Origin of the sequence: Sphingomonas sp. Leaf242, assembly GCF_001422045.1 — a bacterium.
In the GTDB taxonomy this organism is placed as follows: Bacteria; Pseudomonadota; Alphaproteobacteria; order Sphingomonadales; family Sphingomonadaceae; genus Sphingomonas.
Genome location: NZ_LMLW01000009.1, coordinates 212,027 through 231,282, shown reverse-complemented (window position 1 = coordinate 231,282; position 19,256 = coordinate 212,027). Strand labels below are relative to the sequence as shown.

The following is a 19,256-nucleotide window of genomic DNA, read 5'->3' as shown; positions in this document are numbered from 1 at the left end:
GCGAGCCTTTGCGAAGAGGTTTCATGCGCAAGTCCTTTCTCTTCACCTCCGAATCGGTCTCCGAAGGCCATCCCGACAAGGTCGCCGACCAGATCAGCGATACCGTCGTCGACCTGTTCCTCGCCAAGGACCCGCAGGCGCGGATCGCCTGCGAGACGCTGACCACCACGCAGCTCGTCGTCCTCGCCGGTGAAATCCGCGGCAAGGGCATCTACGAGAATGGCGAGTGGGCACCGGGCGTGCTCGAGGAGATCGAAGCCGCGGTGCGCAACACCGTCAAGGAAATCGGCTACGAGCAGACCGGTTTCCATTGGAAGACCTTCCGCTTCGAGAACAACCTCCACGCGCAGTCCGCGGAAATCGCGATGGGCGTCGACGAGAGCGGCAACAAGGACGAGGGCGCCGGCGACCAAGGCATCATGTTCGGCTACGCGACCGACGAGACCCCCGGTCTGATGCCCGCTACGCTGTATTACAGCCACAAGATCCTCGAGCGGATGGCCGCTGACCGCCATTCGGGCGTTGCGCCGTTCCTTCAGCCCGACGCCAAGAGCCAGGTCACGCTGTCGTACGAGAACGAAGCGCCGGTCGCCGCGACCGCGCTCGTCGTCTCGACGCAGCATGCGCCGGGCTATTCCGAGAAGGGCAGGAACCCCGATCCGGTAAAGTACGCCGAACTGCGTGACTACGTGATGGGCGTGTTCAAGGATGTGCTGCCCGACGGCTTCATCTCCGACGCGACCAAGATCTACATCAACCCGACCGGCGCGTTCGAGATCGGTGGCCCCGACGGCGACGCCGGCGTCACGGGTCGCAAGATCATCGTCGACACCTACGGCGGCGCGGCACCGCACGGCGGCGGCGCGTTCAGCGGCAAGGATCCGACCAAGGTCGATCGCTCGGCCGCGTACGTCTCGCGCTATCTGGCGAAGAACGTCGTCGCGGCCGGCCTCGCGCGCCGTTGCACGATCCAGCTCAGCTACGCGATCGGCATTGCCGAACCTCTGTCGGTCTATGTCGACCTGCACGGCACCGGTACGGTCGACGAGGCCAAGCTTGAGGCGGTCCTGCCGCAGCTCGTCCGTCTGACGCCGAAGGGCATCCGCGAGCACCTCAAGCTCAACGCGCCGATCTACAAGAAGACCGCGGCGTACGGCCACTTTGGTCGCGAGCCTGTGGGCGACACGTTCACGTGGGAAAAGACCGATCTGGTCGAGGCACTGAAGGCCGCCGTCGCCTGATAGCGACGCCTTTGATACTGTGAAAAAGCCTCCCGCGGACCAGTCCGCGGGAGGCTTTTTTTTGTTCACTCGGTCATCCTGACGAAGGTCAGGATCCAGGGTAACAGGCGGCGTCCATCATGGCTCTGGATCCTGACTTTCGTCAGGATGACGGAGGGGTTGGTTCGCACCGCGGAAATTGAGCCTTACTAGTCCCTCTCCCCACCGGGGAGAGGGAGGGAGGAGCCGCTTAGGGACGGAAGGGTGAGGGGCTTTGGGGAGAGGGTCCGAGCCTCACTCCCCCTCACCCTCCCACCCGGCTTCGCCGTGCGGGCCCCTCCCTCTCCCCGAGGGGAGAGGGGGTGATCAGGGGTGAGGCGCGTACTAACCCATCCTTCGATACGCTGCTTCGACAAGCTCAGCCGCTACTCAGGACGAACGGCGTCGGTAACCTGAGCGTGCCGCTGTTCGGTCAAAATCTGCCACGCGGTCAGGAACAACGCCGCGACCAACGGACCGACAACGATGCCGCTGATCCCGACCGCCTCGATTCCACCGAGCGTCGACACCAGCACGATGTAATCCGGGATCCCGGTATCCCGCCCGACCAGGATCGGCCGCAGGATGTTATCGGCCAGGCCGATCACCACGACGCCCGAGACGATGACCACCACGCCCTGCCAGATCGCGCCGGTCGCCAGCAGATAGACCGCGACCGGGACCCAGACGAGCGCGGGCCCCAGTGCCGGCAGCAGCGACGTCAGCGCCATCAGCAGGCCCCACAGCAGCGCGGCCGGCACTCCGACGATCCAGAACGTCACCGCGCCGAGCGCGCCCTGGGCGAGACCGACGATCACCGATCCCTTGATCGTCGCACGGACCACCGCGACGAACTTGTCGACCAGCGTCTTCGCCACCGAATGCTCCAGCGGCAACGCGCGACGGATCGCAGGCCCCACCCTGTCGCCGTCCCGCAGCAGGAAGAACGTCACGTACAGCCCGATGCCGAACGACAGCACGAACGCGGCCGCGTTGCGACCGATCGACAGCGCCTGCCCGGCGATCGAGCGGACGCTGTTGCCGAGGATGGTCGACACGCGCGACTGCGCCTGTTCGAAGCTGTTGAGCCCGGCCTTGTCGAGCGCACCCTGAATCCGGCGCGGCAACGCGTCATGGATCTGCTGGAAATACGCGCCAAAGTTGATCTGCCCGCTCTGCAGTTTGGCATAGACCGAGGCGGACTGGTCGATCATCAGGCTGCCGATGATCAGCGTCGGTACGATCACCGCGACGAAGATGATCAGCAGCGTCATCGCCGCCGCCAGATTGCGCCGGCCCGGCCAGCGCTTGAGCAGCCACTGGTACAGCGACTGGAACAGGATGGCCGCCAGCCCACTCCACAACAGCGCCACCGCGAAGGTCGAGACGACGACGCACAACGCTACCGTGATCGCCACCAGGAAGACGATGAAGCCCCCCGTTTCCAGTCGACGCCTGTCGATCATGTCGTACCCCTTTTCTAGCGCCGCACCGCGATCCGCCGACACCCTATAATAAAAGCCGCCCCCCGGTCTTCACCAGGGGACGGCCCAGCTTTCGGCGCAGCTATGCGCCGGGCGCTATCAGCGAAGCTTCTCGCTGCCGTTGACCAGCGCATCCTTCTGCGCCTGCGGCATTGCCTGCGCGTTCACGTCGGCATCGTCGATCGCGTCCGACTGGCGCTCGCCGTCCTTGCGAACCGCCTTGGCCTGGTCCTCGAGATTATCGGCAGCCGCGTCGAGCGAATCGGCGCGGTTATCCGCGGCCTTCTCGACCTGGCTGCCGAGCTTGTCGTCGCCCTTGCCGCCGCAGGCTGCGAGCGGGAGTGCGATGGCGGCGATCAACGTGGCGATGGCGAGTTTCTTCATGGTATCTTCCCTCTGGTGTTGAGGTCGCAAACCGTCACGGGCTCGTAACGGTTCCACACAACACCGCCATCGGCGAAAAAAGTATGGCTAATCAAGCGTTAGCTGGCGCGCCGAGCAAAGGCAGCTTTTCCGCGGCGACGTTTTCGATCACCGGTGCGACCCGGTCAAACACCGCGCTGACCATCGCTTCGGCGATCCAGCCGACCGCCGCGCCGACGACGAGGTCGGACAGATAGTGCTTCCCATTGATCGGCTGCGCGACGGCGACCACGCCGGTGATCAACGCGGCGGGTGTCCCGGCCCCGTCGATGTCGCGCGACGCGGCACGCGCGACCGCCACCGCGCCCGCGGTGTGGCCCGACGGGAACGAGGTCTGTTCGTGCTCGTCGCTCTTGCCCGGTTCGAACCGCGCCTTGCCGTCCTCGATCGCCTTTTCGGGGCGTGTGCGATCGACCGACGCCTTGATCGCCGACTTGACGAAGGTTGCCGCCGCATGTGCCGCCAGCATTCGTACACCGCCGCGGATCACGTCCGGCCTGCGCGCGATCAGGCCGATCACGACCGTGCCGATCGAGGTCGCCACGAGTTGCGGCTGGTCGCCAATCTCGGCGAGGAACCCGGTCGCCTTGACGAGCGGTTCGTCGCGGTGCTCGGCGGCCTTGTACGTCGCCTCGCGGTCCGCGGTCTCGACGGCTTTCGCGGCTTTCTTGGTCTTGCCCATCACGTTTCGCCTTGTCCGTCCATCTCGCCGCGCACCTGTGCATGCGCGAGCAAGGCGAACAACCCCGCACCGCCCAGCAAGTTGCCGAGCACCGCGGGCAGGATCAATTCGCCCAACGCCTGCCAGACGCCGACATTGCCGGAGAACAGCAGCAGGAACGCCTCGTCCGAACCGACGATCGAATGGCTGAACCCGCCGATCGCAACGACATAGGTGATCGCGAAGATCACCATGAACGCCTGTTGCCGCGCGTTGGGCAGCGACCAGGCGAGGATCGCGATCATGAACCCGGCGGGAATCGCGTTGACGAACGTTGCCCAGGCCGAAAGCTCGGTGATCCGCATCGACACCTCGATCATCGCGCCGCGCAATTCGCTGTTGCCGAGCACCCCCGCCGCGATCGCACCGCCGGTAATCGCCGTCCCGATCAGATTGGCGAGGAGCACCACGCCCCACAGCCGCAGCGTCCGCTTCAGCGCCCAGCCCGATGGCTTCGTCACCAGCGGCAGCATCGCGCTGATCGTGCTCTCGGTGAACAACTGCATCCGCCCGAGGATCACGACCAGGAAGCCGATCGGATAGCCGAGCGACACGATGATCGTCCGCCACGGCGTGTCCGGCAGTGCCTGATGCAGCGCCCCTTCCGCGATCAGCGAACTGGAAATCGCCATGCCCGCCGCGAGTCCGGAAAAGAACAGCGACGACACCGGGCGGTCGAGTTCCTCCTCGCCCGCCTCGCGCACGGCCTTGTGCAGGTCCTGCGCATCGGCGGCCTTGAGGTCCTCGACGTCTTCGCCGGGCGAATTGGAAGCGGTGTCGACCATTACGAGCGTGTAACGGTTCGCGTCATGCTTTGCTCCGAGGCAATCGCCCGCTAGAGCGCCCGGCGATGAACGATCCTGCTGTTATCCGCCGCCTCTATGGCCGTCGCCAAGGCCACAAGCTGCGTCTCGGCCAGGCTGCGCTCGTCGAGGAAACGCTCGCCGACCTGTCAGTGCCCGACGAGGGGTCGATCGATGCGATGACCCTGTTCGGCGAAGACCGGCCGTTGCATGTCGAGATCGGCTTCGGTGCGGGCGAGCATCTGGCAGGACAGGCCGCGATGAACCCGGACGTCGGCTTCATCGGCTGCGAGCCGTTCCTCAACGGTGTCGTCGGCGCGCTGGCGCACATCCGCGACGGCGAGCTGACCAACGTCCGGTTGCACATGGGCGATGCGCTCGAGGTGATCGAGCGCCTGCCCGATGCGAGCCTCGACCGGCTGTACCTGCTGCATCCCGATCCGTGGCGGAAGGCCCGCCACGCCAAGCGGCGCATGGTCAATCACGGCCCGCTCGACACGATCGCCGCCAAGCTGAAGCCGGGCGCGGAGTTCCGCCTCGGCACCGACGACCCGACCTATTGCCGCTGGTCGATGATGATCATGAACGCGCGCCGCGATTTCGAATGGCAGGCGAAAACCCCGCACGACTTCCTGACGCGCCCGGACGACTGGCCCGAGACGCGGTACGAACGGAAAGCGCGGCGGCAGGGCCACGAGGTCTGGTACTACCGCTACCTGCGGGTGTGATCCGCGCGGGCGCTAGCGGTGGGTGTGATGCCGCTGCGGCGCCAGAGCCAGCCGAGCGCGCGACCGGCGAGCGCGGGTAGCCCAGGCCTGAGCAGCAGCCAGTCGCGGATCGGGGCGTCGACTTGCGCGCCGATCACGCGCTTGTAGCCGCTGTCGCCCGCCCCCCAATCGATCCGGCGCGTGCCCCGGGCGAGCGCGGCGGCGATATTGCGCCAGTAGAGAAGCTTGCCGGGCGAATGCTTGGCGAAGCGCGGATCATAGCTGTTCGCGATCGCATACAGCAGGTCGCCCGTGTCGATGTCGAACGAGAAGGCGGCGGGCTTGCCATCGACTCCGAGCAGCGCGGCGCGGAACATCGCGGCCAGGACCGGGTCGGCGACGGCGGCCTGCCAGAAGGCGAGATGACCGTCGCGCGTGAATTTCATGCCTTTGCGATCCGTCGCGTGCGCGATCCAGCTCTCCTCCTCGATCGTGCCGAGCGCTTCGAACGCGGCAGGCCAATCGCCGCCCGACAGAAACCGCCACTCGAGCGCACCATGGTCGGCGAGATGTTTTTCGTGGAAGCGGTTCTTGCGCAGCGTCGAACGGCGCGGCCAGGGCTTCCCGTCAACGACCGGGCGGAGATCCAGCGACCACCTTTCGCCGATTGGGCGGTCGATCACCACCCAGCCATTCGCGCGGGCGGTGGCGATCAGCGCGGTGGCGGCGAAATCATCGTCATAGACCGGGCCGATGCGCAGGCCGTTCATGTGCGCGGACAGCATCGACAGCGCAGTCTTCAGCGCGGCGTCGCCATGTTCGAGCGCGAGGCCGAAGCTGCGGAACGGCCAGTAGCATCCGGGGATCGCGGCGATCCCCAGCGCGGGCGGGCCACGCGGGACGAACGGCAGCGTCAGCACCGGCGCATCGTCCTGCGCGACGACCAATGTCCGCGCCTGCCCGCCATAGGCGGCGAGCGCGGCGGCGTACCAGCCGAAGCGCAGGAACCGGTGGCTCGGCGCGCCCCGTTCCGCGACGGTGTCGATCGCGGCGGCCAGCCCCTCGACCACGTCGCTGCGCACGATCGGCGGCAGCCGGACGAAGTCGGCCAGGAGCATCGGCTTGGACATTCGCCGTCGATACCGCGGAGAAGGTTACGATTGCATGCTCTTTTGCAGCCAGCGCTTTTGCAATCGGCGACGTTCCCCAGCATGGTGGCCGCCATGCCGACGATCCCCGCCATTTCGACGATCGCCCAGACGATCCAGCTCTCGCTCGCGCCGGTGTTCATGCTCGCGGGCATCGGCCAGTTGCTCAACGTGCTGGCCGGACGGCTGTCCCGCGTGATCGACCGCGCGCGGAAACTGGAGCAATTGCACCCCAATTTCTCGGCGGCCGATCGGACCCGCTACGGCTGGGAGTTGCGGTTGCTCGACCGGCGGATGACGATCATCAACGCGGCGCTGTTCCTGGCGGTATCGAGCGCGATCATGACCTGCGTGCTGATCGCGCTGCTGTTCATCGCCGAACTCGCCAAGCTGCATTTCGGCACCGCGGTGGCGCTGTGCTTCATCCTCGCTATGATCCTGCTGATCGCGGCGCTTGTCTCGTTCATCTTCGAGGTCAGGATGTCGTTGAGAGCCTTCCGTATCCGGCCTGAATTGCTGAAGGACCTGTTGTGATCGAGAAACGCATATTGCAGGCGGTAGTCGCGGTCGCGTGCCTGTTGCCGCTGATCGTCGGCGGCCAAGGCGTGCTGCACGGGCCGGCACCGTTCGGGCATCTTGCCGAGGTGCCGCGCGATCTGGATAGCCATTTCCGGTATATCTCGGGGATCTTCTTTGCGACCGGATTGGGGTTTTTGAGCTGCATTCCGGATATCGAGCGCAAGGGGCCGCGGTTTCGGTTGCTCGGCGGATTGATTTTCGTCGGCGGGCTTTCGCGGGGGATCTCGCTACTCGTGGTGGGTGTGCCGTCGCAGGGCCATGTGCTCGGGCTGGTGATGGAGACGGTAGTCGTGCCGTTGCTGATGCTCTGGCAGTGGAATTTCGCCAAGCGGGCTGACTGACGCCTCCCCCATCCCCTCCGGGGCACATCGTCCCATCCACCGTCATCCTGACGAAAGTCAGGATCCAGGGTCACGCAGTACGGACCTCCTGGCTCTGGATCCTGACTTTCGTCAGGATGACGGGACGTATGGGGCATCGCGGTCTGGTAGCCAGCAGACCGGCCGGGTCATACTAGCGGGAAGCCTCCATCCCTGCCCCTACATCGGCGGTCGGCAGATACCGTGGCGCGACCCGCGCCTTCGCCCTCTGCTCATACGCATAGCCCGCGCCCAGCACCGCCGCGTCGCCATACTTCGTCGCGATGAACGACAGCCCGACCGGCAGTCCGCGGACCAGCCCCATCGGCACGGTCAGGTTCGGATAGCCCGCGACCGCCGGCAATCCGCTCGAACTCGGGCCACCGTATTGATCGCCGTACACGGGCTCGCTCAGCCACGCGGGGCCGTAAGTCGGCTCGACCAGTACGGTAGCGCCCGCCGCCTTGAGCATCGCGTCGATCCCCTCCGTACCCGCCAGCCGCAGCGATTTCGCGCGCGCTGCCTTGTACGCCGAATCGTTCAACCCCTTGGTCTTCGCCGCAGCCTCGAACGTCTCCTGCGCAAAGAACGGCATTTCGGCGCCTGCGTTGGCCGTGTTGAACGCGATGACCTGATCGAGCGTCCGCGTGCGGACTGCTGCGGGCGTGGTCGCGAGATAGGTGTCGAGATCGGCCTTCAACTCGGTCTGGAGCACGACGAGTTCCGCCTCGCCAAGCCCATCGAGCTTGGGCTGCTTGACCTCGACCAGCACCGCGCCCGCAGCCTTGAGCACATCGAGCGAGGCCTGGTATTTCGCGGCAAGGTCCGCGGTCATCTCCGGCCGCATCACGCCGACGCGCAGACCCGACAGCGCGCTGGTCGACAGCCCGGCGGCATAGTCGCGCTTGTAAGCCCCTGCCCCCGCGGTCGCGGCATCGGCGGGATCCGCCGCGATCATCGCCGAGAACAGCGTCGCGACGTCGCGGACGCTGCGCGCCATCGGCCCCGGCGTATCCTGGCTGTGGCTGATCGGCACGACGTGCGTGCGGCTGACGAGGCCGAGCGTCGGCTTCAACCCGACCAGTCCGTTGAGCGACGACGGACACACCACCGAGCCATCGGTCTCCGTGCCGATCGCGGCCGCCGCGAAGCTCGCCGCGATCGCCGCGCCCGAGCCGCTCGACGATCCGCACGCGGTCCGGTCGAGCGCGTAGGGATTCTTGACCAAGCCGCCGACCGCGCTCCAGCCGCTCATCGACCGCGTCGAGCGGATGTTCGCCCATTCGCTCAGATTGGTCTTCCCCAGGATCACCGCCCCTGCCGCGCGGAGTTGCGCGACCACGGGTGCGTCGCGACGCGTGAGATTGTCCTTCAGCGCAAGGCTGCCGGCCGTCGTCGGCATCGCGTCTGCGGTCTCGACATTGTCCTTGATCAGCACCGGCACGCCGTGGAGCGGACCACGGATGCGCCCAGCCTTGCGTTCGGCGTCGAGCGCCTTGGCCTGCGCCAGCGCGTCGGGGTTCAGCGCGATGACGGCGCGGAGAGTGGGGCCCTTGCGGTCCATCGCGGCGATCCGCGCGAGATAGGCGCGGACAAGGTCGACGCTGCTCGCCTTGCCGGACGTCATCGCCGCCTGGAGCTGATCGATCGACTGTTCCTCGACCGCGACCGTCTTTGCGCTCGCGACGGCTGGAACGGCGGTTGCGAGCAATAGCCCGATGATAAACTTACGCATTTTGCGAATCCCCTTTGGCGCGAGGCTATCGGGGTTGCGGGCCTGCGCCAAGCGGTCTGAACGATGCTCGACACGATGCGTTACGGATCGGCAACGGATAGGGGAATGGCGTGCGTCGTGTGTTGAAGATCGTCGGGGGCGTCGTGCTGCTGGCGGTCGTGGTCGTCGCGCTGGCGGTGACGATCGTGCCGCGCTTTCTCGACCGCATCTACTACCGCGGACCGGCGAGCGGCCATTTCGACGGTGCGCACTTCGCCAACCCCGACAACGACGCCGACACGCAGCAGATCCAGCCTGCGGGCGGTGGTCGTGCGAGCTTCTTCTGGCGCTATTTCACCGGCAGCGATGGCCGCCCGGCGTGGCCGAAGACGGTCGCGGTGAGTCGCATCACGCCGCCCGCCCGCGTCGAGGGTGAGCGGATGGTCGTGACGTGGGTCGGTCATGCGAGCGTGCTGATCCAGACGCAGGGGCTCAACATCCTCACCGATCCGGTCTGGGCGGAGAAGGCAGGGCCGCTGGGGACGGGGCCGCGTCGTGTCCCCGAGCCGGGAATCGCGTTCGATGCGCTTCCCAGGATCGACCTCTTGCTGGTCAGCCACAATCATTACGACCATCTCGACAAGGCGACGCTGAAGCGGCTGTGGGAGCGCGATCGGCCGCGGATCGTCACGAGCTTGGGCAACGACAGCGTGATCGGCCAGACCGGCGCGCAGGCGACCGCGCTCGACTGGGGGCAGCGAGCGGCGATCAAGCCCGGCGTCGATGTCGTCGTGACGCGCAACCATCATTGGGGCAGCCGCTGGTTCACCGATCGCAACCGCGCCTTGTGGTCGAGCTTCGTCGTGACGCTGCCGGGCGGGAATGTGTTCTTTGCGGGCGATACCGGGATGGGCGACGGCCAATGGCCGGTCGAGGCGGCGGCGCTGGGACCGATCCGGCTGGCGCTGATCCCGATCGGTGCGTTCCGGTTCGTCGACGGGCAGATGGAATCGGGTAGCCATATCGGGCCCGTGGATGCGGTCGAGGTGTATCGACGGCTGGGCGCGGCACACGCGATCCCGATTCACTGGGGGACGTTCCGCCTGTCGTTCGAGGGGTATGATACGCCGCCGAAACTGCTGGCGGCGGCGATGCGGTGTACGGGGCAGACCGGGTTCGAGCCCGTGGCGATCGGGCGGCCCACGGAGGTTGCGGGGTATGTAAAGCCGGCGACGGTAACGCCGATGGCTCGGGCGGCTTTGTTGCAATGTCTCGATACGCCGACGGTGCGGGACTTGCGCTAAATTCTCCGTCACCCCGAAGCTGTTCGTCGGGTATCCCCTTCGACTGAGTAAGGCTGTTTCCCCGCGAAGGCGGGGACCCAGACTGGGCTCCCGCCTTCGCGGGAGGACAACGAGAGAGAAGCGTAACGCCGGCTCCACATCCAACCACCCCGGCGAAGGCCGGGGCCCAATTGGGGAAGGCTGCTAACGGTGGACAGCGCCTCGTTACTGCCACCTTTCCAATTGGGCCCCGGCCTTCGCCGGGATGGTATTTCCCTCAATCGCGCCCGCGCTTCACCCCATCTTGAACACGCAGAGCTTGTTGCCGTCCGGATCGCGGAAATACGCGCCGTAGAAGCCCATTTCCTCGGGTCCACGCGTGCCGGCAGCGCCTTCGTCCGCGCCGCCGAGTTCGATCGCCTTGGCGTAGACCTGATCGACCTGCTCGCGCGAATCCGCCGCTAGCGCGACCATTGTACCATTGCCCGCGGTGGCGGCCGCGCCGTCATAGGGCTTGCCGATCACCAGCATCGGCTTGTCGGGGCCCGCGCCGTAGAAGGTCAACTGGCGCGCGTCGGGCATTTGCATCAGGCGCTTGCCGCCGACCGTCGCGAACAGCGCGTCGTAAAATGCCAACGCCGAGTCGATGTCGTTGGTGCCGAGCGTCGCGTAACCGATCATGGGTCTCTCCTATTATGAATAAGGAGCAATATCGGAGGGTTACACGGGGGACGCAACTAGCTGTTCCCCCGCGGAGGCGGGGGTCCAGGCCCGAACCCTCCCGGCATTCAACGGTGATGTAATCCCTGGGCCCCCGCGTTCGCGGGGGAACAGCTAGCGTTGCGGTCGTGGATCAGCCGACGAAGGCGCGCTCGATCACGAACGTACCCGGCTTCGAATTCGCGCCCTCCTCGAAACCATTCGCCTCGAGCATCACCGCGAATTCCTTGATCATCTCGGTCGAGCCGCACAGCATCGCGCGGTCGGTTTCGGGGTTGAGCTTCTGCTCGCCGCGGACCGGATGGCCGAACAGCGACGCGTCCTCGATCAGCGCACCGATCCGCCGCGTGGTGCGGAACGGCTCGCGCGTCACGGTCGGGATGTAGTGGAACTGCGTCTGCGCTTCGTCGGCGATCAGCGGATCCTCAGAGAGCAGCCCGACCATCTCGTCGTGATAGGCGAGATCGCTCACGCGGCGGACGCTGTGCACGACGATCACCTGCTCATACGCGGCATAGACGTCGGGGTCGCGCATCAGGCTGAGGAACGGCGCGAGGCCGGTGCCGGTCGAGAACATGAACAACCGCTTCCCCGGCAACAGCGCGTCGAGCACCAGCGTGCCGGTCGGCTTCTTGCCGAGATACACCTCGTCGCCGGGCTGGATCAGCTGGAGCTTCGAGGTCAGCGGGCCATCCTCGACCTTGATCGACAGGAACTCGAGCTCTTCCGAATAATGCGGGGACGCGATCGAATAGGCGCGCATGATCGGCTTGCCGCCTTCCTGGGGAAGACCGATCATCACGAACTCGCCCGAGCGGAAACGGAAGGTCGAGGGCCGCTCGATCGCGAAGCTGAACAGATGTTCGTTCCAGTGACGCACCCACAGCACCTTGGCGTTGAGGAACGCGGGGGTCTCGGGGATCAGCGCGGGCGCGCGGGTTGCTTCGACGGTCGGGGCGGTCATGCGTCTATTCCTTGGCCTACGCGCGGGCGCTGGCGGATCGATGGCTTGCGAAACGGTCGCATTATGGGCGCGAGCCGGACGGGTCAACAACAGCTAAACTTGGCATTGCCCAACCAGGTCCCGTGGCCGTTGCCGACTCAGGCCATGTTCCCCATATTCCCACTCGATGGCCATTCAGATCCGCACCAGCCTCGCCGAGCCCGAAACCGGCGAAAGCTTCGTCCCGCACCGCCCGACCGCGCGCCCCGACAAGGTCGAGGGCGGCAAGCGGTTCAACCTCGTTAGCGAATACGAACCCGCGGGCGACCAGCCTACCGCGATCGCCGAACTCGTCTCCGCGATCGGTGACGGCGAGAAGGACCAGGTGCTGCTCGGCGTCACCGGCTCGGGCAAGACCTTCACGATGGCCAGCGTCATCAACCGCGTCCAGCGCCCCGCCTTGATCCTCGCGCCGAACAAGATTCTGGCCGCACAGCTGTATGGCGAGATGAAGTCGTTCTTCCCCGACAACGCGGTCGAATATTTCGTCAGCTATTACGATTACTACCAGCCCGAGGCGTACGTCGCGCGGTCGGACACCTACATCGAGAAGGAATCGTCGACCAACGAGTCGATCGACCGGATGCGGCATTCGGCCACCCGCGCGCTGCTCGAACGCGACGACGTGATCATCGTCGCGTCGGTGTCGTGTCTGTACGGCATCGGCTCGGTCGAGACCTATTCGGCGATGATCTTCGACCTGAAAAAGGGCACGACCGTCGACCAACGCGAGATCGTGCGCAAGCTCGTTGCGCTCCAGTACAAGCGCAACGACGCGGCGTTCCAGCGCGGCAATTTCCGCGTGAAGGGCGACACGCTCGAAATCTTCCCGTCGCATTACGAGGACAGCGCGTGGCGCATCTCGTTCTTCGGCGACGATATCGAGGAGATCATCGAGTTCGATCCGCTGACCGGCAAGAAGGTCGCATCGCTGAACTCGGTGCGCGTCTATGCGAACTCGCATTACGTGACGCCCGGCCCGACGCTCAAGCAAGCGGGCGAAGCGATCAAGCACGAGCTGGCCGAGCGGCTGAAGGAGCTGGTGCTGGAGGGCAAGCTGCTGGAAGCACAGCGGCTCGAGCAGCGGACCAACTTCGACCTGGAGATGATCGCCGCGACCGGCTCCTGCGCAGGGATCGAGAATTACAGCCGCTTCCTCACCGGCCGCATGCCGGGCGAGCCGCCACCCACTTTGTTCGAATATCTCCCCGACAACGCGTTGCTGTTCGTCGACGAGAGCCACGTAACGATTGGCCAGATCAACGGCATGTCGCGCGGCGATCACCGACGGAAACTGACGCTCGCCGAATACGGCTTCCGCCTGCCGTCGGCGATCGACAACCGCCCGCTGCGGTTCAACGAATGGGACGCGATGCGCCCGCCGACGACCTATGTCTCGGCGACTCCCGGCAGTTGGGAAATGGAGCAGACCGGCGGCGTGTTCGCCGAGCAGGTCATCCGTCCGACCGGGCTGATCGATCCCCCCGTCGAGATCAAGCCGGTCGAGGAGCAGGTCCAGGACCTGATCGTCGAGGTCGGCAAGACGACGGCGCTGGGATACCGCACGCTCGTCACCACGCTGACCAAGCGGATGGCGGAGGATCTGACCGAATACATGCACGAGGCGGGGATCAAGGTCCGCTACATGCACAGCGACGTTGAGACGCTGGAACGCATCGAACTGATCCGCGATCTGCGGCTCGGCGTGTACGACGTGCTGATCGGCATCAACCTGTTGCGCGAGGGATTGGACATCCCCGAATGCGGGCTGGTCGCGATTCTAGATGCGGATAAGGAGGGCTTCCTGCGCTCGGAAACGTCGCTGATCCAGACGATCGGTCGCGCGGCGCGCAACGTCGACGGCCGCGTGATCCTGTACGCCGACCGCGTCACCGGATCGATGGAGCGCGCGATGAACGAAACCTCGCGCCGCCGCGAGAAGCAGGTCGCGTACAACACCGAACACGGCATCACCCCGACGACGATCCGCCGCAACATCGGCGACATCATCGCGCATGTCGCGAGCCAGGATCAGGTGACGATCCCGATCGACGAGGACCGCCCGCACATGGTCGGCCACAACCTGCGCGCGTACATCGAGGACCTCGAGAAGCAGATGCGCAAGGCTGCCAGCGATCTCGAGTTCGAGACCGCCGGGCGTCTGCGCGACGAAATTCGTCAGCTGGAGAACGAGGAACTCGGCCTGCCGGTCGACCAGCAAAAGGCGCCGGTCATGGGGCGTTCGAACGAGGGCAAGCCGGGCACGCGGAAGACACGCTACGGCAAGAGTCAAAAGATGCGGATGGGGGGCTCGCGGTCGCGATAATCGGTCGAACTTCGGTCGCCCCGCCCCTTGGCGTCCGCGCGGATCCACGGTAGCGTGGCTGATCCGGCGGGGGCCGGGTTCTGGGGAGTAACGATTATCGCTACCATCAAAGCCGTCGCGCGTTCGCGCGGCGCATCGCGTCCGTGGACTGCAGTTGCCGCGATCACGACGCCGATCGCGGCCTTACTGCTGACGGCCTGTGGCGGTAGCGATCCGGGAAGTTCGCCGACCGTTCCGACGCCGCCCCCCACCCCGGTGAACGCACCCCCGGTTTTCACATCCGCCAACGCCGTTAGCGTCGTCGAGAATACGACGGCCATCGTCTATCAGGCCGCGGCAACCGATCCCGAGGGCGCCCCGGTCGCCTACGCGATCAGCGGCGGCGCGGATGCCGCGAAATTCACGCTGAACGGAACCGGCCAGCTTGGCTTCGTGGCACCGCCGAATTTCGAACTGCCGACCGATCTCGACGGAAACAACGTCTATCTGGTCCAGCTGACTGCGAGCGACGGTCAGGCGAGCAGCACGATCGCACTCCAGGTCACCGTGACGAACAGCAAGGAGGGAATCGCCGTCCACCGTGTCGCGACCGGTTTCATCCACCCCGTCGCGATCGCCAGCCTGAGTGCGACGCGGATGCTGGTCGTGGAACGATCCGGCGCGATTTACGATTTGAACCCGCAGACGGGTGCGCGGACGTTGTTCTATCAGGTCGCCGATGTCGGAAGCGGCGACCGCGGGATGATCGCACTGGCGGTGGCGCCGACGTTTGCCACCACCGGTATCTTCCACGTGATGTTCACGAACCCCAACGGGTTCCTGATCGTTCAGCGCTATCTCCGCAACCAGGCAGGGCAGACTGTCCCGGATAATAGCGGTCCGCTGCTGGCAGTGTCCGTGCCGCAATATCCCGGCGGGGGTTGGCTGGGCTACGACGCCGGCAACCTGATCATCGCGACGGGCGATGCCGGTGGCGCCGGCGACCCGGCTGGCAGCGCGCAGGACTCATCGTCAAGATTGGGGAAGATCCTTCGCGTGACGAACAATCCGGATCCCTATGCCGGAGCCTCTCCGCAGTTCTTCCTGGTTTCGGCGATTGCGAAAGGCCTGCGAAATCCGAACGGCGGCGCGTATTACAGCGGTGGCCTGCTGATCTCCGACAGCGGACAGGATGTCGCCGAAGAGGTCGACTTCCTACCGCTCGGCGCACCCGTGACGAATTTCGGCTGGCCGTTCAAGGAAGGGACCAAGATCGTCCGCGGCACCGCTCCGGCCGATGTCGTGGACCCTTCGATCCAATATCCGCACACCGGCGGCACGCGCTTCGGCCAAGCGATCGTCGGCGGATTTGTCGGCTCGCCAACGATCGCCTCGCTCTCGGGCGTCTATGTCTTCGCCGATCGCAACGGCGCCCTGTTCACGACGCCCGCCGATCCGCTGCGCCGTGCCGGGACGATCGAGGGGCCGATGCTGGAGCGGCGCAACGAGGATTTTGCGCCGGATCAAGGCACGATCGACCGCCCGGTTTCGTTCGGCGTCGCGAGCGATGGTCAGGCCTATATCGTCGACGACGATGGCGAAATCTTCAGCATCGACCAAGGGTAGCGTAGGGCTCAGCCGACGACGAGATCCTCGCTGCTCGACCCGTAATAGCTCGCGACGCGGTCGGCATAGGCCTGGTCGAACACCGGTGCGTTGTTCGCCCAGCTGGGGCCGCCTTCGAGGACGCGCTTGTCGATCGTGACGACGTAAAGGTCGCGGACGGCGTCGAACTGGAGCAGCGAGAACGGCAGCGGGTAGAAGCTCTTGCCCATGCCGAGGAAGCCGCCGAGGCTGAGCACGGCGTGGGTGACCCGGCCGGTGCCCTTGTGGACCATGAACGCGTGGACCGAACCGACATTGTCGCCGTCGCGGCTCTCGACCTTCATCGTGCCGGAGATGTTCGACTGGACGAGCAGCTGGGTCGGCGTCTGGGCGGCGGTATCGGACATGGACGTTCTCCTGATTTCTTCCGTCGCTGAACCGGTATCACCGTGCGGCGGTTCCCGGCTAGCGCGCTTCGTCGTACTTGAGCGACCGCCGGGCGTGCCGCATAGCGATGCGATGCGCACTCCGTCCCCTTCCCTCGTCGGCTTGCGATCGCTTGCCAGCCCCCGCGTCCTGGCGCGGCTCACCGGCCTGGCGACGCTCGCGTCGATCGCCGGCTGTGTCCCGCCGCCGCGGGCCGAAGCACCGCCGCCGCAGCCGCGCACCGTGGCCCGGCCCCCCGCGCCGGCGCCGCGCCCGGTACCGATCGCCGCCGATTGGCGCGACTGGCCGTATTCGCCGGGGACGTGGGTGTATCGCCGCGATGCGCGCGGTTCGATCGCGTTGTTCGGGCCCGCCAATGCCGACGCGTCGCTGACGTTGCGCTGCGATACGGCTGCGCGCGCGATCTATCTGTCGCGCGCGGGGAGTGCGGCGACACCGCTGACGATCCGCACGTCGAGCGTGACGCGCGCGGTGTCGGTCCAGCCGACCGGGGGCACGCCCCCCTATGTCGCCGCCGCACTGATGCCGAACGATTCGTTGCTGGAGGCGATGGGGTTCAGTCGCGGGCGGTTTGTCGTCCAGCAAGCCGGCCTGCCGCCGCTCGTGGTACCCGCCTGGGCCGAGATCGAACGCGTCACCGAGGATTGCCGCGGCTGATTTCGGCCGGGTCATCGGCTGGCCGGCAGTCGCACAGGATTGCCCGAAAACTTCCGTAAAACAAGGCTTGTATCGCAGGCGCGGTCGGCACACATTGGCGTTGCGGTCAGGCTTGGCCGCGTTGTTTCAACAAGCGAAAGGAGGTGATCCGATGTCTCATGGTTCAGCAGTGAGTTCGGTTCGGTTCGTTCGGGGGACGCACCGCTAAGTCCGCCGGTCCGCGTGGGGAGTATCCTCTCCCAGTCAACACGGGGTCCATAGGATAGGCGGTACGCATGGTCCTCCGGGCTGGAGCTCTCCGGCCGCTGACCATGTCAGGAGGTTGTCGGGTCGTCGGGAGACGATCCGGCAGCCTCTTTTCGCTTGTGCGGTGTCGGGTTGGCGGTGGTGGTCGACCCAGGGGCCGTTCACAACATTGCGTGAGCGGAACAGGTCCGCAGTTGTCGAAGCTACTCTGGCCCCTTCCCAGCTAACGATGTCGGCGGGCGCCGGCTGTGTAGGTCCCTAGCTCGCCCTCCGCACCGGTCATTTTCTCTGTTCCGCTTTACGGTTGAGTTCTGTGTTCCGCCTTACGGTTGAGCACCCGAAGTCGAGCACTCATCGGCCCGACGCTGAAGCAGCCGAGAGGTCACAAATGCATGCCCCGCTCCCGCCGTCATCCTGACGAAAGTCAGGATCCAGGGTCGCAAAGGGCAGCAGCCGGTTACTCTGGATCCTGACTTTCGTCAGGATGACGTGAAAGAGGCAGGACCGAGTGGGCTGCTGATGCAGGCAGCTCGATCTGCCACGCGTGTTGCCGCGCCCCGCCCTTGGTCCGTAACTCCCCCTACAGGAACGACTTCGCCCGATTGAGCACAATGCTGCACATCCGCGTCTTCGCCTGCCCGCCGAGGTCGTCGAGCGAAAACGCCTGCCCGTTCGGCGCCTGCACTTCGCCGTCTTGTCCGGCGGCATAGCCCGGCGACGTCTGCACATCCTGTCGTCCGGTCAGTCGCTGGAGGATCGATTGCGCGCCGGTCGCCGGGGCTCTCGTGGTGCTGCCCGCTCGCGGTGCATTCCGCCCACCGGTCAGCGCGCCAAGCGCACCGCCCTGCCCGAGCAGATTGTTCTTCAGGCAATAGCCGAGCAGGCCGGCCGCGTTCCCGGCACCGATCGATCCGACGCTCGGCAACGCGCCACCGAGCAGGCCACCCAGGCCGCCAAGCCCACCCAGGCCGCCAAGGCCGTTTTGCGTCGACGCCGATTCGGGCGCAGTGGTCTGCGCCGAGGCAGAGGTCGCGAGGGCGAAGGCTGCGACGAGGGCGATTGCGGTCTTGGGCATGATACGGAGCTCCGATAAGGTCGTATTACCAACAGGACTGGCCGGGGTGCGTTCCGAACTCGGCTTCGTTCAATCGCCCGCGAAGAACGCGTCGACCGATCCGCGCTTGGCGCCTAACGCTGCCGCGACCCGTCGCCCGGCGTCGTAATAGACGAGCGCCGGCGCGCCCGGATCGGTCTTGCGAAGACGAGAGGCCTCCGCGTCCGTCAGGCTGCTCTCGCACGCAACATGATCCGCATACCCCTCCTGCTGCCAGGTCGGGAGCATCGCGCTACGTACTTCGCCAAGATGGTTGGCGATCATGATGTGCGTCGACTCGTGCGCGATCACCCCGGACAGCGTCCGGATACCGCCGATCGCACGACCGTTCGTCACGCGGTCGGCGGCGACATCGCTGCGGTTGAAAGCGATCGCCGAACTGAACGGCCGGCGGAATGCAAAGGCGCCCGGCGACTGGATCGCCAAAAGGCGCCACCGCCAGCCACCGTCCGTCAGGAACAGCGACCGATCGAGCGGCTCGGTGTAGATCGGACTGGCGCGCAGCAACCCTTCCGCTCGCGCCAGTTCGCTGCCGATCCGCGGATCGATCGGACGCTCGGCATAGACGGTGACGGTGCCGATCCGCTGCTCATACGGAAAAGCCAACAACTGCGGCGCGTAGACGACCGCTACGGCAAGCAGAAGGAGGATGGCCACGATCCACCGGACTGGGCCCTGC

The 19,256-nt window shown here is 65.9% G+C and carries 19 protein-coding genes; 8 read left to right on the top strand and 11 right to left on the bottom strand.

Going from position 1 to position 19,256, the window contains the following annotated elements:
* The first annotated feature begins 23 nt into the window (after positions 1-23).
* Entirely contained in the window at positions 24-1,241 is a 1,218-nt protein-coding gene (gene metK, locus ASF09_RS12355; RefSeq protein WP_060526499.1) for a methionine adenosyltransferase, read from the top strand.
* Positions 1,242-1,645: 404 nt separating this feature from the next.
* Here metK and ASF09_RS12350 read toward each other — a convergent pair whose 3' ends face one another.
* The 4 genes from ASF09_RS12350 to ASF09_RS12335 all read right to left on the bottom strand — a co-directional run bounded on the left by ASF09_RS12350 (position 1,646) and on the right by ASF09_RS12335 (position 4,672).
* The gene (locus ASF09_RS12350) at positions 1,646-2,725 is read right to left on the bottom strand and encodes an AI-2E family transporter (protein WP_060526498.1); all 1,080 of its coding nucleotides are present in this window, start codon (positions 2,723-2,725) and stop codon (positions 1,646-1,648) included.
* A 117-nt stretch (positions 2,726-2,842) separates the two neighbouring features.
* The gene (locus ASF09_RS12345; protein ID WP_060526497.1) at positions 2,843-3,127 is read right to left on the bottom strand and encodes a hypothetical protein; all 285 of its coding nucleotides are present in this window, start codon (positions 3,125-3,127) and stop codon (positions 2,843-2,845) included.
* A gap of 91 nt (positions 3,128-3,218) precedes the next feature.
* Entirely contained in the window at positions 3,219-3,848 is a 630-nt protein-coding gene (locus ASF09_RS12340) for a phosphatase PAP2 family protein (protein ID WP_060526496.1), read from the bottom strand.
* Positions 3,848-4,672 carry a formate/nitrite transporter family protein gene (locus ASF09_RS12335; RefSeq protein WP_060526495.1) on the bottom strand — a complete coding sequence of 275 codons (825 nt, stop codon included), beginning with the start codon at positions 4,670-4,672 and terminating at the stop codon, positions 3,848-3,850. The genes ASF09_RS12340 and ASF09_RS12335 overlap by 1 nt, the downstream gene beginning before the upstream one ends.
* 65 nt (positions 4,673-4,737) lie before the next feature.
* On the opposite strand from ASF09_RS12335, the gene trmB reads away from it, so the two are divergent.
* Positions 4,738-5,418 carry a tRNA (guanosine(46)-N7)-methyltransferase TrmB gene (gene trmB / locus ASF09_RS12330; RefSeq protein ID WP_060526494.1) on the top strand — a complete coding sequence of 227 codons (681 nt, stop codon included), beginning with the start codon at positions 4,738-4,740 and terminating at the stop codon, positions 5,416-5,418.
* Here trmB and ASF09_RS12325 read toward each other — a convergent pair.
* Positions 5,403-6,527, bottom strand: coding sequence for a GNAT family N-acetyltransferase (locus tag ASF09_RS12325; RefSeq protein WP_060526493.1), 1,125 nt, complete (start codon positions 6,525-6,527; stop codon positions 5,403-5,405). The two genes, trmB and ASF09_RS12325, sit on opposite strands and share 16 nt — an antisense overlap.
* A gap of 93 nt (positions 6,528-6,620) precedes the next feature.
* Here ASF09_RS12325 and ASF09_RS12320 point away from each other — a divergent pair, with 93 nt between their 5' ends.
* Both ASF09_RS12320 and ASF09_RS12315 read left to right on the top strand, forming a co-directional pair.
* Positions 6,621-7,079: a DUF2721 domain-containing protein gene (locus ASF09_RS12320; protein WP_056053043.1), complete on the top strand. Its 459-nt coding sequence runs from the start codon at positions 6,621-6,623 to the stop codon at positions 7,077-7,079.
* The gene (locus ASF09_RS12315; protein ID WP_082444278.1) at positions 7,076-7,465 is read left to right on the top strand and encodes a DUF4345 domain-containing protein; all 390 of its coding nucleotides are present in this window, start codon (positions 7,076-7,078) and stop codon (positions 7,463-7,465) included. Before ASF09_RS12320 ends, ASF09_RS12315 begins: the two co-directional genes overlap by 4 nt.
* Before the next feature lie 172 nt (positions 7,466-7,637).
* Here ASF09_RS12315 and ASF09_RS12310 read toward each other — a convergent pair whose 3' ends face one another.
* Entirely contained in the window at positions 7,638-9,218 is a 1,581-nt protein-coding gene (locus ASF09_RS12310; RefSeq protein ID WP_060526491.1) for an amidase, read from the bottom strand.
* A gap of 119 nt (positions 9,219-9,337) precedes the next feature.
* Here ASF09_RS12310 and ASF09_RS12305 point away from each other — a divergent pair, with 119 nt between their 5' ends.
* Positions 9,338-10,501: an MBL fold metallo-hydrolase gene (locus tag ASF09_RS12305; RefSeq protein ID WP_082444277.1), complete on the top strand. Its 1,164-nt coding sequence runs from the start codon at positions 9,338-9,340 to the stop codon at positions 10,499-10,501.
* 273 nt (positions 10,502-10,774) lie between these two features.
* Here the strand turns inward: ASF09_RS12305 and ASF09_RS12300 are convergent, their stop codons facing one another.
* Together ASF09_RS12300 and ASF09_RS12295 are read right to left on the bottom strand one after the other, a co-directional pair.
* Positions 10,775-11,161, bottom strand: coding sequence for a VOC family protein (locus ASF09_RS12300; protein WP_056489810.1), 387 nt, complete (start codon positions 11,159-11,161; stop codon positions 10,775-10,777).
* Between the two features lie 172 nt (positions 11,162-11,333).
* Positions 11,334-12,164, bottom strand: coding sequence for a ferredoxin--NADP reductase (locus tag ASF09_RS12295; protein WP_060526489.1), 831 nt, complete (start codon positions 12,162-12,164; stop codon positions 11,334-11,336).
* Between the two features lie 166 nt (positions 12,165-12,330).
* Here ASF09_RS12295 and uvrB point away from each other — a divergent pair, with 166 nt between their 5' ends.
* Together uvrB and ASF09_RS12285 are read left to right on the top strand one after the other, a co-directional pair.
* Positions 12,331-14,529, top strand: a complete 2,199-nt coding sequence (gene uvrB, locus ASF09_RS12290) for an excinuclease ABC subunit UvrB (RefSeq protein ID WP_056065553.1) — start codon at positions 12,331-12,333, stop codon at positions 14,527-14,529.
* A 255-nt stretch (positions 14,530-14,784) separates the two neighbouring features.
* A complete protein-coding gene (locus ASF09_RS12285; RefSeq protein ID WP_156359349.1) occupies positions 14,785-16,134 on the top strand; it encodes a PQQ-dependent sugar dehydrogenase in 1,350 nt (449 codons plus the stop codon).
* An 8-nt stretch (positions 16,135-16,142) separates the two neighbouring features.
* Here ASF09_RS12285 and ASF09_RS12280 read toward each other — a convergent pair whose 3' ends face one another.
* The gene (locus ASF09_RS12280) at positions 16,143-16,520 is read right to left on the bottom strand and encodes a PRC-barrel domain-containing protein (protein ID WP_056051762.1); all 378 of its coding nucleotides are present in this window, start codon (positions 16,518-16,520) and stop codon (positions 16,143-16,145) included.
* A 112-nt stretch (positions 16,521-16,632) separates the two neighbouring features.
* Here ASF09_RS12280 and ASF09_RS12275 point away from each other — a divergent pair, with 112 nt between their 5' ends.
* A complete protein-coding gene (locus ASF09_RS12275) occupies positions 16,633-17,217 on the top strand; it encodes a hypothetical protein (RefSeq protein ID WP_235529815.1) in 585 nt (194 codons plus the stop codon).
* An 826-nt stretch (positions 17,218-18,043) separates the two neighbouring features.
* Here ASF09_RS12275 and ASF09_RS12270 read toward each other — a convergent pair.
* Both ASF09_RS12270 and ASF09_RS12265 read right to left on the bottom strand, forming a co-directional pair.
* A complete protein-coding gene (locus ASF09_RS12270; protein WP_060526486.1) occupies positions 18,044-18,538 on the bottom strand; it encodes a DUF2501 domain-containing protein in 495 nt (164 codons plus the stop codon).
* Positions 18,539-18,607: 69 nt separating this feature from the next.
* A complete protein-coding gene (locus ASF09_RS12265; protein ID WP_235529814.1) occupies positions 18,608-19,234 on the bottom strand; it encodes a hypothetical protein in 627 nt (208 codons plus the stop codon).
* Between the last annotated feature and the right edge of the window lie 22 nt (positions 19,235-19,256).

Bases quoted from the DNA above. Each gene is read 5' to 3' on its own strand.
- metK (WP_060526499.1), top strand. From the start codon at position 24: ATGCGCAAGTCCTTTCTCTTCACCTCCGAATCGGTCTCCGAAGGCCAT.
- ASF09_RS12350 (WP_060526498.1), bottom strand. From the start codon at position 2,725: ATGATCGACAGGCGTCGACTGGAAACGGGGGGCTTCATCGTCTTCCTG.
- ASF09_RS12345 (WP_060526497.1), bottom strand. From the start codon at position 3,127: ATGAAGAAACTCGCCATCGCCACGTTGATCGCCGCCATCGCACTCCCG.
- ASF09_RS12340 (WP_060526496.1), bottom strand. From the start codon at position 3,848: ATGGGCAAGACCAAGAAAGCCGCGAAAGCCGTCGAGACCGCGGACCGC.
- ASF09_RS12335 (WP_060526495.1), bottom strand. From the start codon at position 4,672: ATGGTCGACACCGCTTCCAATTCGCCCGGCGAAGACGTCGAGGACCTC.
- trmB (WP_060526494.1), top strand. From the start codon at position 4,738: ATGAACGATCCTGCTGTTATCCGCCGCCTCTATGGCCGTCGCCAAGGC.
- ASF09_RS12325 (WP_060526493.1), bottom strand. From the start codon at position 6,527: ATGTCCAAGCCGATGCTCCTGGCCGACTTCGTCCGGCTGCCGCCGATC.
- ASF09_RS12320 (WP_056053043.1), top strand. From the start codon at position 6,621: ATGCCGACGATCCCCGCCATTTCGACGATCGCCCAGACGATCCAGCTC.
- ASF09_RS12310 (WP_060526491.1), bottom strand. From the start codon at position 9,218: ATGCGTAAGTTTATCATCGGGCTATTGCTCGCAACCGCCGTTCCAGCC.
- ASF09_RS12300 (WP_056489810.1), bottom strand. From the start codon at position 11,161: ATGATCGGTTACGCGACGCTCGGCACCAACGACATCGACTCGGCGTTG.
- ASF09_RS12295 (WP_060526489.1), bottom strand. From the start codon at position 12,164: ATGACCGCCCCGACCGTCGAAGCAACCCGCGCGCCCGCGCTGATCCCC.
- uvrB (WP_056065553.1), top strand. From the start codon at position 12,331: ATGGCCATTCAGATCCGCACCAGCCTCGCCGAGCCCGAAACCGGCGAA.
- ASF09_RS12280 (WP_056051762.1), bottom strand. From the start codon at position 16,520: ATGTCCGATACCGCCGCCCAGACGCCGACCCAGCTGCTCGTCCAGTCG.
- ASF09_RS12275 (WP_235529815.1), top strand. From the start codon at position 16,633: ATGCGCACTCCGTCCCCTTCCCTCGTCGGCTTGCGATCGCTTGCCAGC.
- ASF09_RS12270 (WP_060526486.1), bottom strand. From the start codon at position 18,538: ATGCCCAAGACCGCAATCGCCCTCGTCGCAGCCTTCGCCCTCGCGACC.